The sequence below is a fragment of the Vibrio sp. 10N.261.52.A1 genome (assembly GCF_002876325.1).
GTDB classification, from domain to species: Bacteria; Pseudomonadota; Gammaproteobacteria; order Enterobacterales; family Vibrionaceae; genus Vibrio; species Vibrio chagasii.
In genome coordinates this window covers 1-13,647 of the sequence record NZ_MCYD01000718.1, presented here as the reverse complement: position 1 = coordinate 13,647, position 13,647 = coordinate 1, and the positions used below count along the sequence as shown (strand labels likewise).

The following is a 13,647-nucleotide window of genomic DNA, read 5'->3' as shown; positions in this document are numbered from 1 at the left end:
GTATTTGAATCTTCAGGTTTAGGTAGCGCTGATGCGCCGAGCTTCGATGTGGTTCAAGATTTTGATGCCTCACCAGACACGGATGCGATTGATTTGTCAGGTATCCTGGGGGGCTTAGGTATCGCGACGGGCATTGGTGCGACACAGTACCTCGATCTTGAAGAATCAACGGAAGGCGTCACGATTTCGATCAAGGCCAATGGAGACGATGACGTCCAACAAAATATCTTGCTCGCCGATGTGACGTATGACGATTTGTATCAGGGTGATAGCAGCAGTGCATTAGAAGCACAAATTTTACAAAAAATGATAGAAGACAATAATTTAACGCTGTAAGTTAGATGTACAGTCTATAAAAGGAAGTTTTAGATTGGTAGAACAAAAAGACAGCTGGCTAGGTTGTGTGGAGTGGTTATGCGAGCATTTTAATGTGCGTAGCCATCCGTCCAAAATAGTGTCTGGCCTACCTTTAGACCAAGGAAGGCTTAATGAGTCCCTTTTCCCAAGAGCGATTGAGAAATCAGGGTTGACTCTGAGTCATGTAAAAAAAGAGTTGCTGACTCAATGTCAGTTTCCGGTTGTTGCTGTGAAATCAGCGACAGGAGCTCCCGTAGTTGTTACCCAAGGCGCTGGTGATGACTTTGATGTTTTAGATTGTGAAACTGATTCTAGTCAGACTATCTCGTTAAAAGAGTTGGTCGCACAAGTCGAATCGTACGTTTGGCAAGTCGGTGCTCAAGCGCTTGATGACGCCCGTGTTCAGGCACATGAGCGCAGTGATAGTAAATCAAATACGCGCTGGCTTTGGCGTGTGGTCAAAGAAGTGAAACCTTGGTACCGAGACCTGTTTATCGCTTCGTTCTTGATTAACGTATTGGCGCTAGTCGTTCCGCTGTTTACCATGAACGTATACGACCGTGTAGTACCCAACCAAGCGTTCAACACACTTTGGGTACTGGCCGCCGGCGTTGGTATCGTGGTTATTTTTGATTGGGTATTGAGAAGCTCACGAAGCTCTGTGACGGACATGGCAGGGCGCTATATAGACAATAAGCTGTCTTCTCAACTATTCTCAAAAGTCCTTGGAATGAAGCTCGAAAACCGACCGCAATCGGTAGGTGCATTCGCACGGCAGCTTCAAGACTTCGACAGCGTAAAAGATTTCTTCACTTCCATTTCTTTGGTGACGTTAGTCGACCTGCCATTCACCTTGCTGTTCCTTTTACTTATCGGGTGGCTTGGTGGTGCGATGATGTTTATTCCTGTCGCTATTATGTTGGTGCTTATCGTGCTCAGCATTGCCATGAAGGGCAAAGTAGAAAAAACGTTTGATGAAACCGCGCGTCTGTCGACACAAAGACAAGCACAGCTGTTCGATTGTTTAACAACACTTCCAGATATCAAGCAGAACAACGCTGAAGGTGTTACTCAAAAGCGTTGGGAGCAGACGATCTCCTCGCTATCTCAATGGCAGACTCAGTCTCGTCATTACTCAAATATCGTGACCCACTCAATTCAATCCAGTCAGCAGATTGTCACCATTACTCTGATCATCTTCGGTGTGTATCAAATCTCAGAGGGCTTGCTAAGTATGGGTGGGTTAATTGCTGTCGTGATGTTGAGCGGGCGAGCGGCGAGTTCTGTGAACCAATTGTCTCTTTTACTGCTGAGATTCCAGCAAACACGTTCTGCAGTCGAAGGACTGAACCAGATAATGGAGCTGCCTCAGGAAGAGTCCAAACACCAAGTGATAGACAAGGGCGACTTTGACGGTGGAGTGAGGCTTGATGAGGTGACCTTCACTTATCCAGAGACGCAAAGCCCTGCATTAAAGGATATCTCACTGGAGATCAAGCCGGGTGAACGAGTTGGCCTTATCGGTGCAGCTGGCGCAGGCAAAACCACACTGTTATCGATTATTGCTCGTCAGTATTTACCGAGTACTGGACAAGTGTTTTACCAAGAAATTGACGGCCAGTTGTGGCCAACCAGTGTCTTGCGAAATGGTATGGGCTGGGTAGGACAAAATACCAACCTTATCTTTGGCAGCGTTTACGATAACGTGACGTTAGGTGCAACGAATGTCGATGAAGAGAAGCTAAGACAGGCATTACAGCAGTCGGGTTTGAACGGCTATATGGGGCGTTTAAGTAATGGCTTGGAAACGCCAGTTGGTGAGGGCGGCCGGTTGCTCTCTGGAGGCCAACGTCAAGCTGTTGCCATTGCAAGAGCACTCTACCGCTGTCCAAAACTTTTGATTATGGATGAACCAACCAGCGCGCTAGATAATCAAGCGGAAATTCAGTTCTTCAATGCACTGCAAAGCATGCCGAGAGAAACGTCTATGCTGATCAGCTCGCACAAATCTTCCTTCTTGATGATGTGCGATCGCGTGATTGTTCTAGATAAAGGTCAGATAGTCGCGGAAGGTGAGCCCAAAGATATTTTATCTCTGCAGAAGAGAAGCGTACCCAAAGGAGCGAGCCGCTTTAAGACGGTTTCAGTGGTAAAGGGAGGTCGTAATGAGTAACGATATTCAATGGACCAATAACCACTTGGCGTTCCGCTCACGTAAGTTGATTTGGCTAAGTGCGCTGTTGATTGTGTCGATCATTGGCTGGGCGACGTGGGCAACTCTCGAAGAAGTGGTGATTGGTGAAGGCAAAGTGGTGCCGAGTCTTTCAGTACAAACGATTCAGAGCTTAGAAGGCGGCTTGGTTCAAGAGATCATGGTGCGACAAGGCCAATCTGTGGTGAAAGGTCAGCCTCTGGCGAAGTTAGAAGATACGCGTTTTAAAGCGGCATTTTTAGAGTCGGCTCAACAAGCGGATACCTTACTGGCTCAGCAATCAAGGCTAAGAGCTGAACTCTCAACCGTGGTGTTAAACAACGATGCTAAAGAGTGGTACGAGCGAGTGGTATTGGTGCCACAAGACATTGCCGTTGATGTATCAAGCCATCCTGCATTAATGAACGCCAAAGCGAACTACCTTGAGCGCTTGGGGCAATTGAAGTCGGAGCTGGAAGAGGCGGCATTGCGTATTGAGCAACAAGCTCAGGCTCGTGTTGATACGTTGAATAATATTCAGACTCTTGAGAGCAGCTTAGATATCGTGATTCGAGAGCGCAACATGCTCAAAGATGTGGTGGCCAGCGGTGCGGTTGCAGAAGTTGAGTTATTAAAACTGAATCGTGACGTTGTAAAGCTTAAAGGTGATATTGCGAGCTCAAGAGTGGCAGCTCAGAAACAGATGGCGGCGTATTCGGAATCTATTGCTGACCACCGCAGCATCGCATTGGACTTTAGAACCAAGGTGCAAGGTCAGCTCAACGAAGTAACCAGCAAAATCGCGCAACTTAACGAAAGCCAACAGGCAATCGCCGACCAACTTAAGCGAACGGAAATCGTAGCGCCTGTCGACGGCACGGTGAAAGAGATCTTTGTTCGCACCATCGGTGGTGTTGTCCGCCCTGGTGAGCCGATTATTGAGCTGATCCCATCCAACAGTCAGCTGATTGTGGAAGCTAAGATCTCTCCTCAAGATATTGCCTTTGTTCACAAAGGGTTAGACGCCACTATTAAGTTTTCGGCTTACGATTTTGTGATTTATGGCGGGCTAAAAGGCGAGGTGACCTACGTGAGCGCCGATGCCTTGCAAACTGAAGACGGCAACGCATATTACCGAGCCCATATTCAATTAAACGAAGACCAGCAACAAAACTCTGCCTTTAGTATTATCCCAGGGATGCAAGTGGCGGTTGATATCTTAACCGGTGAAAAAACAGTATTGAGTTATTGGTTAAAACCTATTTTACGAGCTAAGGAAAACTCACTTCGCGAGCGATGAAGTGCGTCAGCATAAATATAAAAGGAAGTGTAATGCATTCAAAATTCTTACTCTCTTCTTGCTTACTAATGAGCGGGCTTTCTCAAGCTGCCTCATTAGAAGAATCGGTGGCATTTGCCATTGACTATAGTCCAGAGATATTGGCGCAGTACTCCAGATACCAATCGGTAATACGAGACGGAGATGCGGCGAGTGGCTTGTATATGCCACAAGTCAATTTATATGCAGCAGCGGGTTATGAAGAGACTCGCTATAACAGCGGCAGCAAACTTGATACCGACGACCGAGGCCTAACACGAACTGAAATTGGCGTTAAAGTCTCTCAGCTACTGTTTGATGGTTTTAAAACGACCTCGAATGTTGACCGTTTAACCTATGAAGCGGAAGCGGAGCGTTTGACACTGATTTCTCGCGCTGAAAATGTGTCATTGGATGTGGTTAGAAACTACCTTGATATTTTGAAAGCAGAGACGCTTTTGGAGCTTTCCAAACGTAACGTGAAAGAGCACCAAGAGATCTATCAAGATATCCAGGATAAAAAGAGCAAAGGTTTAAGTAGTAATTCAGACTTAGCTCAGATCTCGGCTCGTGTCGCGACGGCACAATCTTCATTGATCGCGGCTCAAAACAATCTGTTTGATTTGCAGACCCAGTACTTACGATTAGTGGGTAAGCCTGCGGTGAACTTGGTGTATCCACGTTTTGATTACGCTCTGTTACCAAGTTCTGCTGAAGTGGCTCTTGAACAGGCGGTAGAGAACCATCCTGAAATCAAAGCCTCGTTGCTTGATATCGACGCCGCTCGTAAAGAGATGCGTAGAGAGAAAGGCGATTACTACCCAGAGGTCAAATTAGAGCTTCACGCGAATAAGAATGACAACGTCTCAAACCCGCCTGGTGGTGTCGACGAAGATGCGCGAATCATGCTGACCATGGATTACGATCTGTTTAATGGTTTTTCTACAGATTCACGTGTCGAATCGTCAGCGTGGCGCGTAGAAGAGGCTAGAGCGATTCGAGTCAGAACTGAACGCGAAGTGAAAGAGGGGACTCAACTCGCTTGGAATGCTTACAAAATGCTCGAACAGCAAAAGTCTTTGCTTCAACAGAACGTCGATGCTGCCAAAATAGCCGAGCTAGGTTATATCCAGCAATTTAATGTCGGCAGACGAAGCCTACTGGATGTTCTGGATGCCAAGGTCGAGGTTTTCTTAGCTCGACGAAATTTCATCAGCACTGAATACGAGCAGACATTAGCGGCATACCGAGTATTGAATGCGATGGGTATGTTGACCTACGCATTGAGGGTTGAACACCCAGAAGAGTGGCAAGGGGAGAACAAGTAATGAAACATTTTAAACTCGCACTACTTAGTTCTATTTTGTTGATGGGTTGTGCAGAAACGCCAGACACCACCATGACTCGCCACCAAATTGATGATTTAGCGGATAACGACCGTGATGGTGTCATCAACCAACGAGACCTGTGTGCAGACACACCTGAAGGCGTAACCGTTGATATCAAAGGCTGTGCTAATTGGAAGATCGTAGAAGACGTTGAAGTACTCAGCGTGGCATTTGATTTCGATAAGTACGACCTTAAACCAGAGCATACAGCGGTATTGAATGAGCTTGTTCGTTTGCTTGGTGAGCAACCGGATGCTTCAGTAACCTTGGTGGGCGATACTAGCTCAGAGGGTACCAACACTTACAACAAGGCATTGGCTAAGAGAAGAACGGGCGTTATCCGAGACGCACTGATCGACCGCGGAATCGATAGTAAGCGTATCTTTGAACAAGAATTTACTCAGATAACCAGCCTAACTCAGCATCTTCATAAGCGTAAACGTAGAACTATTGCTGTGTTAAAAACCGAGAGTATGGAAGTGAATCCATCTTGGAATATTTTCACTTCAGAGATGCAGCTAGACAGTAACAGTGACGTTGAATCTAAGATAATGATTGACCCGGAAGGAGGCCAGTAATGAAGAGTCTATCGAATAAATCTGGCTTACTGCTTGCCGCTATACCGGCCCTTTTCTCTCCAGTAACATTGGCGAATGACGTCACAGAGATCGGCTTAGTCGCCATTGAGCCTAATATGGAAGCCTTGGTTGAAGACTTGCTTAAGAGTCAAGAGATCGACTTGGAGCTTTTGCTAAGCGACAGCGTGCCAGAACAAATGATCATGCAGCGTTCACGTGTGGGTATTACTTCGAAAAAGTGGACCGACAAAGAGATGGCAAGGTTTGATATGCGCTACGGCTATAGGCCGACAGAGCTGATGTTTACCGCCGATGTGATTGCAATTTTGGCCAATGAAGATAACCCAGCCACATCCATTACAGTCGCTGAACTTATCGATGTGTTTGGATGCTCGAACGATCCTAAGCACCCTAAATGGTCGCCAACTAGTGATGCTCGTAACGGCGAAAGCCTAGACACCCATATGCTGCCTTTCGCCATCGACCATAACCTGAAAGGGCATACTACCTTTTCCAGCTGGGTTGAGTGTGGAGCGGATGGGGAATATGCACATACTCAGTTCCTATCGGACTTGCCGCATCTTATAAACAAGATTGAAGATGAAGAGGCGGCGATTGGTTACACCGTATACTCGGATCAAATCTCTGATGTGAAATGGCTGAGCGTTGTCGATAACTTAGGGGTTAATTACGACCTTAACAAAGAGACCATCCTCTCTGGGCGTTACCCATTAGCGACGGTTTACTACATGTACTTGAACATCCCAGCACACCGTAAAGGATTTACTGAACAAGAGAAATTCTTTATTGGCCTAACGCTTTCTGAAGACCATCAAGAGGTGCTAAATCAGTACGGTTTCATCAGCTTACCGCCAGAAGCGATTCAACGTAACAAAGTGAGATTGTCGCTTGAAGAGCCGGCTATCGAAGGTGGTTATAAATAATTAGGATGACGTATTGTAACGGTTGTGGAAGAGTGCTATCCTCACTTCCGTAATGGTTCTCAACGTGACGGATTACGTTATTCGGCGATGAATTTATCTAGCGGGCATGTATGCCCGTTTTTTTTCGCCTAAAATTTGTGGCTCAACAGGTTGCTGGTTGATGGGTTGCGTATAATGAGTCACGTCTAGTGATTTGAATAAGCAACATTAATGAAACGTCTTTCTGCCCTAATCGTACTATTAGCTTTCAATATCCTCTCTTTCTCCGTTCAAGCGAATGAAAGTTGGTGGCTACGAACCGTGTTTAACACGAGCCACGCTCAGCCTAGTTCTCAACACTATATTAACGACATCGATTTAATGGATTGTGGCGAAGTCGAAGGCACTCAGCTGTGTAGTGACCTAACGCAGTACTACGATCTTGATGTGTATGTAGAGTTGGACTTAACAGCATCAAGTGTCGAAGTCGTTCGTTTCACACTGCCATATTCCAAATTAAGTTACACCAAACTTCAAGCATACCTACGCCAAGATGGCTTTGCACTCAGCTCAATTCGTATTGGGGAAGATGAGTTCGATGTTGTGAGCCAACTTGAACTGGCAGAAAGGGAAGGAGTAAGTGCTGACATAGTGGACAAGCAGTTGATCGAGTTTATGAATGGATCGCACGACTCTTCAGAGCAAATAAGCCGATGGAATGTCCCGAATGTTGACTCTCCTTGGATCGTTCTCACTAGTGACGGAGACAGTTTGACCGTGGAACTTAATCGCTTTTAATCACTCAAATTTATAGAAAGTGTTATTTTTCATTCGAGTAAACCACCTTTTTCGTAGAACGCCTGAGAGCCAGACAGCAAGCTATTATTGATTTGAGTGTTCGTTTTTCTGTTGCTCTCACAGTTTTAGCAAGCGTTTACCTTTGCCATTTGTTAAACGTTGAGCCGTCGGTAAAACGAGCATAGGATACGCTCAGTATTGATAAAGGAGACAACCCATGGTTGCAAAAGTAACGATAGCGCCACAAGGCCCAGAATTTTCTGAGTTGGTGCAAGGATACTGGCGTACGGCAGAGTGGGGCATGACCCCTCAACAACGTCTAACTTTCCTTAAGCAACACATAGACCTTGGTATCACAACGGTTGATCACGCGGATATCTATGGTAACTACCAATGTGAAAAGCTGTTTGGTGAAGCACTTGCGCTGGAACCTAGCCTTCGAGACGAGATTCAAATTGTCACCAAGTGTGATATCAACTTGTGTGGTGACCACACTTCTGAGCGTAAGATCAATCACTACGACACTAGCGCACACCATATCTACCAATCAGTAAATAACTCATTAGAGCGCCTAGGCGTTCACGATATCGATGTATTGCTGATTCACCGTCCCGATGCCTTGATGGATGCAGACGAAGTAGCAGAAGCCTTCGCAGAGCTGCACAAAGTCGGTAAGGTTAAGCACTTTGGTGTATCTAACTTTTCACCACGTCAATTCGAATTATTGCAATCTCGATTAGGCAAACCGTTAGTGACTAACCAAGTTGAAATCAACCCATTGAATTTCGACGTTGCCCATGATGGCACGCTTGATCAGCTGCAAATGAACCGCACTCGTCCAATGGCGTGGTCTTGCCTAGGTGGCGGTAGCATCTTCAGTGGTGATTCTGCACAAGCGGTTCGCGTTCGTGAAGAGCTTGAGGCGATTCGTTTAGAAGTGGGTGCAGACAGTATTGACCAAGTGATTTACGCTTGGGTACGTCGTTTACCGTCGAACCCAATTGCTATCATTGGTTCTGGTAAGATTGAACGCGTTAAGACAGCTGTTGATGCACTGAAAATCGAACTGACTCGCGAACAATGGTATCGCGTGTGGGTGGCTTCTAAAGGCCATGGTGTGCCATAGAAAGCAATCCGTAAAGAAGCAAAAGCCAGCTAACAAAGCTGGCTTTTTTGTGTTCGCATAACCTATTTCTTCAAAACTGTGATTAAGGTGGAATAATTTTCAAAAACACTCATAATGCACTCTGTTTTTCACCAGTTGGATATTTCCATTGAGCACTTCAAAATTCTCTTCAATCGCCCTTAAACCTGAGCTTCTGCATACGTTGGATTCTCTTGGTTATACTGAAATGACGCCGATCCAAGCGTTAAGTCTTCCTACTATCCTAAATGGCAAAGACGTTATCGGTCAGGGTAAAACGGGTTCAGGCAAAACAGCTGCTTTTGGTTTGGGCGTGCTGCAAAACCTACGCGTTAAGCGTTTCCGTGTTCAATCTTTAGTGTTGTGTCCGACTCGTGAACTGGCAGACCAAGTAGCAAAAGAGATTCGTACGCTTGCTCGTGGTATTCACAATATTAAAGTGCTGACACTGTGTGGTGGTATGCCAATGGGGCCACAAATTGGCTCACTAGAGCATGGCGCACACATCTTAGTCGGTACTCCTGGTCGTATTCTTGATCACTTGGAGAAAGGCCGCATTGACCTATCTGAGCTGAACACGCTGGTATTAGATGAAGCGGATCGCATGCTAGAGATGGGCTTTCAAGACGCGTTGGATGCAGTTATCGATGCAGCACCAAAAGATCGTCAGACTCTTCTGTTTAGTGCAACCTTCCCTAAACAAATTAAATCAGTTGCTGACCGCATCATGCGTAACCCAGAAATGGTGAAAGTTGAATCGACGCACGATCACTCGAGCATTCAACAGCACTTCTACAAACTTGAAGGTTCTGAGGCTCGTGACGATGCTCTAGAGTTGTTGTTACTTCATCATCAACCAGAATCAGCGGTTGTGTTCTGTAACACGAAGAAAGAAGTACAGAACGTGACTGACGAACTAAGCCATCGTGGCTTTAGCGTTATCGAGCTGCATGGCGACATGGAACAGCGTGAACGTGACCAAGCTTTGGTTCAGTTCTCAAACAAAACTATCTCGATTCTAGTGGCGACAGACGTTGCGGCTCGCGGTCTAGATGTTGATAACCTAGATGCAGTATTCAACTTCGAGTTGTCTCGTGACCCAGAAGTTCACGTACACCGCATTGGTCGTACAGGTCGTGCAGGTAGCAAAGGTGTGGCGATCAGCTTCTTTAGCGAAAAAGAGATGTACCGTGTGGCTCAAATTGATGAGTACATGGACATGCCAATCGAGCCATCTGAACTACCAGCGAAACCAATCGCAAAACCGTACTACTCAAACATGGTGACGATCCAAATTGATGGTGGTAAGAAAGCCAAGCTTCGTGCAGGTGATATTCTTGGCGCATTGACTGGTCAAGGTGGTATCGAAGGCAAGTCGGTAGGTAAGATTAACTTATTCGCAATGCGCGCTTACGTAGCGGTAGAGCGTTCTGTTGCTAAGAAAGCATTGAATAAGATCGAATCAGGCAAAATGAAGGGCCGTCAATTCCGCGCCCGAATTTTGAAGTAATTCGAGATTCTAGCCCTTTACTGTCACGTTAAGCACGGTGCAGTAAAGGGTGTTTCTCAATGGGTTAGTCTATTTCCCCATGCTATATAACGATTAATCTGCTCTCTATTCATCGGGCCTTATCGAATAAAGGTCGTTCAGATGTTTCCCTTCGTTAAGATACCAAGTCATCGCTTCCTGTCGGTTGCTCGCTATTATTGTCATGGTAGTTACTTTCCCATCGTCAAAATAGCAAAGCTCGTATTCTAACGCGCTGGTATTTTCAGGAATAGCGGCCATAGCTTCCCTCCCAAATACTGAATATTCGATACTCATTTAAATCATGCAGCTATTTCCAACTTGCATTTCAAATAAGCAAAAAAGCCGAATAACATCACTGCTAACAATAGGTTTTATTTTAATCATTTGCCGAAATGGCTTATTTGGCAAGGCTAAGTCTCAATTTATCTGAAAGTTTTACGAGAACTTGCTTTTATAACTAATGTTATAAGATCAAGAGTAAATCTATTTTGTCGTTTGGGTTTACTGATTAGTCATAGGCTGTGAGAGGGTGTAATGAGAAAATGCCGTTGGTTACTTCTATTGGTCTGTTTCCTATTTGTCGGGTGCGGAACTAAATTCGCATATAACAATATCAGCTGGTTTGCGGTGAGCTATATAGAAGACTTTGTTTCGTTATCCAATAGCCAAGAGTCTGAGTTAGAAGCGCGCTTAGATTCATTGCAAGCATGGCATAAAGAAACTCAGCTACCACTTTATATTGAACAGATAGAAGTGCTGCAAAGTATTAATCGTTCAGAGTTGAGCCCCGCTTTTATTGTTGAACAAAGTGAGCAAATAAAAAATCACATTCGAACCATCGTTAATAAATTCTCTCCTGACATTTACGCGTTAAGTATGCAACTTAACCCTAAACAAGATAGCGAATTCTTAAAGAACTTTAGAAAAAAGCAGCAAGAGTTTTACGAAGAGAGATTGTCTTTGAATGATGATGATTCTAGAGAGCGATATCGCGAGCGAATAGAGGAACGACTTGAGCGATGGTTAGGATCGGTATCAAAAGAACAACAACAGATCATTGTGGCTTGGTCTCAAGAGTGGATAAATACCAATAATAGCTGGCGAGAGTATCAAAATAATACTTATCAAGATCTCACTCTACTGATGGAAAAGAAGAGTGACTTGCACATCTCTCAGCCGATTATTATGAAGTTGCTTTTGAACAATGAGTCTTATTACCCTGACGGTTTGGAATCTCAACTTAACAAGAATATGCAGATATCCGCCAAGTTTTTAGTGGATATCGCAGCGGTAAGTAGTGATAAGCAATGGTCTTATTTCATGAATGAATTAGAGAGCCTTGAGTCAACATTGATTACCTTGCAAGAGTAGGGCGCAAGTAAGCCTTGCCAATAAAAGAAAAGGCTACTCTAGAAATATAGATCAGCCTTTACTTATTCTAATTATTGCGAATGCACTTAACCTCGGTTGCTCATCAGGAGCTTTGGAATTGCACCTTTGGCTGTCTTCGATATTTTCTGCATCAACTGGAAGCTAGGTTGATATATACCGTGGTCACTCTGCAGCTCATCAATCATTAATAACCATAGTCTTGCTGTCATCTCTGAATCGGCTAACGCTCTGTGGAAAGTACCATCGTTGTCGATACTCTTGAAACGCACAAGGTCACCTAACTTATGAGTTGGTGCGTCTTGGATAAGGCGGCGAGCGATCAGCATTGAGCATGCAAATTGTCCAGTGTAATCACGACCAATATTTTCTAACTCTGCATCAAGAAAGCGCTTATCAAATGAGGCATTATGAGCGACTAGTTGGCTGTCTTGAATGAAGTCTGCAAATTCATCCATCACTTCTCCACAGCTAGCAGCGGTGCTTAACATACGATTCGTGATTCCGGTATAGCCTTCAATGAACCCACTCACGCGAAATCCCGGGTTCATCAGTTGTTGAAAGGTGTCGACTACTTCGCCGTTAACGAGTTTCACTGCACCAATTTCTATCGCTCGATCGCCCATATTTGGGGACAAGCCAGTGGTTTCGAAATCGAGAACGATAACGGAGTCTGCGGAGTGTGGAGCCATGGTGTTTCCTAATAACTGTTTATCTGTATCGCTTTATATAAGCGTTGGTATTGCCTTCGGTGTCGCCAGCTTATTGTGGGTTATCACTGATAGTGAGCTCAGTGTAACCTGTCGAATCATCATGCTCTCTGCTGAAGGTCAAGGTATCGTAGCGATGAATAATCAATTCAGCGGTGGTTGCGATGATGGTTCCTTCAAGTAAATGACCACCAATCACATCGCCATTCTCATCAGCTACCGAAATGTGGACGTGCTGGTGGTTCGGCGTTAGCGTTGCCATGACAGACACAATTTCGAATGGTGCTTGAATTAACTTTGTGTGGTTTGCGTTTGCCAAGCGAATATTGAGTTGGGAAACGCAGCCCACACAAGATGCAATAGAGCCCGCTGCGACGTTATGTTTGGTCACTAGCTTTTGTAGCTCAAGCTTTAAGTCTTGGCCTCGGGTTAATCGTGTTGCAATTGGGGTGATCATTGCCTTCCCTCTAACTCTCACTGGTTTACAGAACAAAACGAAGCCTTAGTTGGCTTCGTTTTGTCATAATTTGGCAATACGCTTTGACTTCAAATCAAGCTAGGCTAATTACTTGCCTTCTTTTTCTTGCTGTTCTCTTTTCTTCTTAGGAACAAAGTTCAGCACCGAAATAGGCACTTCTTTACGTGGTTCGAAACCTTCAACCACGCGGCGTTCAATCAAGTGACCAAGGCGCTTTTCAATAATGCATAGGTTCTTGAAGTTGTCTTTTGATAAGAAAGAGATCGCTTCACCTGTTGCATCAGCACGGCCTGTACGACCAATACGGTGAACGTAGTCGTCTGCTGGGAAAGGCATATCGTAGTTAACAACGCGTGGTAGGTTATCGATATCAATACCACGTGCAGCAACGCCCGTTGCCACTAGGAACTTAAGGTGACCTTTCTTAAAGTCCGCTAAGATCTTTTCACGAATCGCTTGGCTACGTCCACTGTGGAACGCTTCAGCTTGAATGCCTCGTTTCTCAAGTTGAGCAACCAATTTTGCTGCACCATGCTTGGTTTCGATGAAGATAAGCGCTTGATCCCAGTTACCTTCAGTAATCATGTGGCTCAGTAGTGCCGATTTACGGTCTTTATCTACTGTTACTAGCCATTGCTCAATGTTCGCTTTCGAAGCGTCTGTCTTGGCAATTGAAATCTCTTCAGCATCACTGATAGCACTCTTCGCTAGTGCACGAACCGGTGTAGAAAGCGTTGCTGAGAACAGCAGGTTTTGCACATCTTGCGGTAAGCGAGCGATGATCTTGTTGATGTCTTCGATGAAGCCCATGTCTAGCATACGGTCTGCTTCATCCAGTACTA

The 13,647-nt window shown here is 45.1% G+C and carries 14 protein-coding genes; 10 read left to right on the top strand and 4 right to left on the bottom strand.

The features are described 5' to 3' along the window. The 9 genes from BCT81_RS14460 to dbpA form a co-directional block, all read left to right on the top strand. Nucleotides 1-336 (top strand): type I secretion C-terminal target domain-containing protein (locus BCT81_RS14460; RefSeq protein ID WP_133152631.1); only part of this gene is annotated, 336 nt, incomplete at its 5' end. A gap of 34 nt (nucleotides 337-370) precedes the next feature. After that, nucleotides 371-2,530, top strand: coding sequence for a type I secretion system permease/ATPase (locus tag BCT81_RS14455; protein ID WP_060980504.1), 2,160 nt, complete (start codon nucleotides 371-373; stop codon nucleotides 2,528-2,530). Beyond that, entirely contained in the window at nucleotides 2,523-3,848 is a 1,326-nt protein-coding gene (locus BCT81_RS14450) for an HlyD family type I secretion periplasmic adaptor subunit (RefSeq protein WP_102424870.1), read from the top strand. Before BCT81_RS14455 ends, BCT81_RS14450 begins: the two co-directional genes overlap by 8 nt. A 32-nt stretch (nucleotides 3,849-3,880) precedes the next feature. Continuing rightward, nucleotides 3,881-5,194, top strand: a complete 1,314-nt coding sequence (locus BCT81_RS14445) for a TolC family outer membrane protein (RefSeq protein ID WP_102424869.1) — start codon at nucleotides 3,881-3,883, stop codon at nucleotides 5,192-5,194. Next, nucleotides 5,194-5,832, top strand: a complete 639-nt coding sequence (locus BCT81_RS14440; RefSeq protein ID WP_102424868.1) for an OmpA family protein — start codon at nucleotides 5,194-5,196, stop codon at nucleotides 5,830-5,832. The genes BCT81_RS14445 and BCT81_RS14440 overlap by 1 nt, the downstream gene beginning before the upstream one ends. Continuing rightward, nucleotides 5,832-6,776 carry a substrate-binding domain-containing protein gene (locus tag BCT81_RS14435; RefSeq protein WP_102424867.1) on the top strand — a complete coding sequence of 315 codons (945 nt, stop codon included), beginning with the start codon at nucleotides 5,832-5,834 and terminating at the stop codon, nucleotides 6,774-6,776. The genes BCT81_RS14440 and BCT81_RS14435 overlap by 1 nt, the downstream gene beginning before the upstream one ends. A gap of 210 nt (nucleotides 6,777-6,986) precedes the next feature. Beyond that, the gene (locus BCT81_RS14430; protein WP_102424866.1) at nucleotides 6,987-7,553 is read left to right on the top strand and encodes a hypothetical protein; all 567 of its coding nucleotides are present in this window, start codon (nucleotides 6,987-6,989) and stop codon (nucleotides 7,551-7,553) included. Between the two features lie 217 nt (nucleotides 7,554-7,770). Further along, nucleotides 7,771-8,679: an aldo/keto reductase family oxidoreductase gene (locus BCT81_RS14425; RefSeq protein ID WP_102424865.1), complete on the top strand. Its 909-nt coding sequence runs from the start codon at nucleotides 7,771-7,773 to the stop codon at nucleotides 8,677-8,679. 148 nt (nucleotides 8,680-8,827) lie between these two features. Next, the gene (gene dbpA, locus BCT81_RS14420) at nucleotides 8,828-10,207 is read left to right on the top strand and encodes an ATP-dependent RNA helicase DbpA (protein ID WP_102424864.1); all 1,380 of its coding nucleotides are present in this window, start codon (nucleotides 8,828-8,830) and stop codon (nucleotides 10,205-10,207) included. A gap of 105 nt (nucleotides 10,208-10,312) precedes the next feature. On the opposite strand, the gene BCT81_RS14415 is transcribed toward dbpA, so the two are convergent. Then, nucleotides 10,313-10,486 (bottom strand): hypothetical protein, encoded by a 174-nt coding sequence (locus BCT81_RS14415; RefSeq protein ID WP_004737794.1) that lies wholly within the window; start codon nucleotides 10,484-10,486, stop codon nucleotides 10,313-10,315. A 276-nt stretch (nucleotides 10,487-10,762) separates the two neighbouring features. On the opposite strand from BCT81_RS14415, the gene BCT81_RS14410 reads away from it, so the two are divergent. Continuing rightward, nucleotides 10,763-11,599, top strand: a complete 837-nt coding sequence (locus tag BCT81_RS14410) for a DUF6279 family lipoprotein (protein ID WP_102424863.1) — start codon at nucleotides 10,763-10,765, stop codon at nucleotides 11,597-11,599. A gap of 86 nt (nucleotides 11,600-11,685) precedes the next feature. Here BCT81_RS14410 and BCT81_RS14405 read toward each other — a convergent pair whose 3' ends face one another. The 3 genes from BCT81_RS14405 to BCT81_RS14395 all read right to left on the bottom strand — a co-directional run. After that, a complete protein-coding gene (locus BCT81_RS14405) occupies nucleotides 11,686-12,309 on the bottom strand; it encodes a 3'-5' exonuclease (RefSeq protein ID WP_102424862.1) in 624 nt (207 codons plus the stop codon). Between the two features lie 70 nt (nucleotides 12,310-12,379). Then, a complete protein-coding gene (locus tag BCT81_RS14400; protein ID WP_102424861.1) occupies nucleotides 12,380-12,784 on the bottom strand; it encodes a PPC domain-containing DNA-binding protein in 405 nt (134 codons plus the stop codon). Nucleotides 12,785-12,892: 108 nt separating this feature from the next. Beyond that, on the bottom strand, nucleotides 12,893-13,647 hold a 755-nt coding region (locus BCT81_RS14395; protein ID WP_133152630.1), incomplete at its 5' end, for a helicase-related protein.

Bases quoted from the DNA above. Each gene is read 5' to 3' on its own strand.
- BCT81_RS14450 (WP_102424870.1), top strand. From the start codon at position 2,523: ATGAGTAACGATATTCAATGGACCAATAACCACTTGGCGTTCCGCTCA.
- BCT81_RS14445 (WP_102424869.1), top strand. From the start codon at position 3,881: ATGCATTCAAAATTCTTACTCTCTTCTTGCTTACTAATGAGCGGGCTT.
- BCT81_RS14440 (WP_102424868.1), top strand. From the start codon at position 5,194: ATGAAACATTTTAAACTCGCACTACTTAGTTCTATTTTGTTGATGGGT.
- BCT81_RS14435 (WP_102424867.1), top strand. From the start codon at position 5,832: ATGAAGAGTCTATCGAATAAATCTGGCTTACTGCTTGCCGCTATACCG.
- BCT81_RS14430 (WP_102424866.1), top strand. From the start codon at position 6,987: ATGAAACGTCTTTCTGCCCTAATCGTACTATTAGCTTTCAATATCCTC.
- BCT81_RS14425 (WP_102424865.1), top strand. From the start codon at position 7,771: ATGGTTGCAAAAGTAACGATAGCGCCACAAGGCCCAGAATTTTCTGAG.
- BCT81_RS14415 (WP_004737794.1), bottom strand. From the start codon at position 10,486: ATGGCCGCTATTCCTGAAAATACCAGCGCGTTAGAATACGAGCTTTGC.
- BCT81_RS14410 (WP_102424863.1), top strand. From the start codon at position 10,763: ATGAGAAAATGCCGTTGGTTACTTCTATTGGTCTGTTTCCTATTTGTC.
- BCT81_RS14405 (WP_102424862.1), bottom strand. From the start codon at position 12,309: ATGGCTCCACACTCCGCAGACTCCGTTATCGTTCTCGATTTCGAAACC.
- BCT81_RS14400 (WP_102424861.1), bottom strand. From the start codon at position 12,784: ATGATCACCCCAATTGCAACACGATTAACCCGAGGCCAAGACTTAAAG.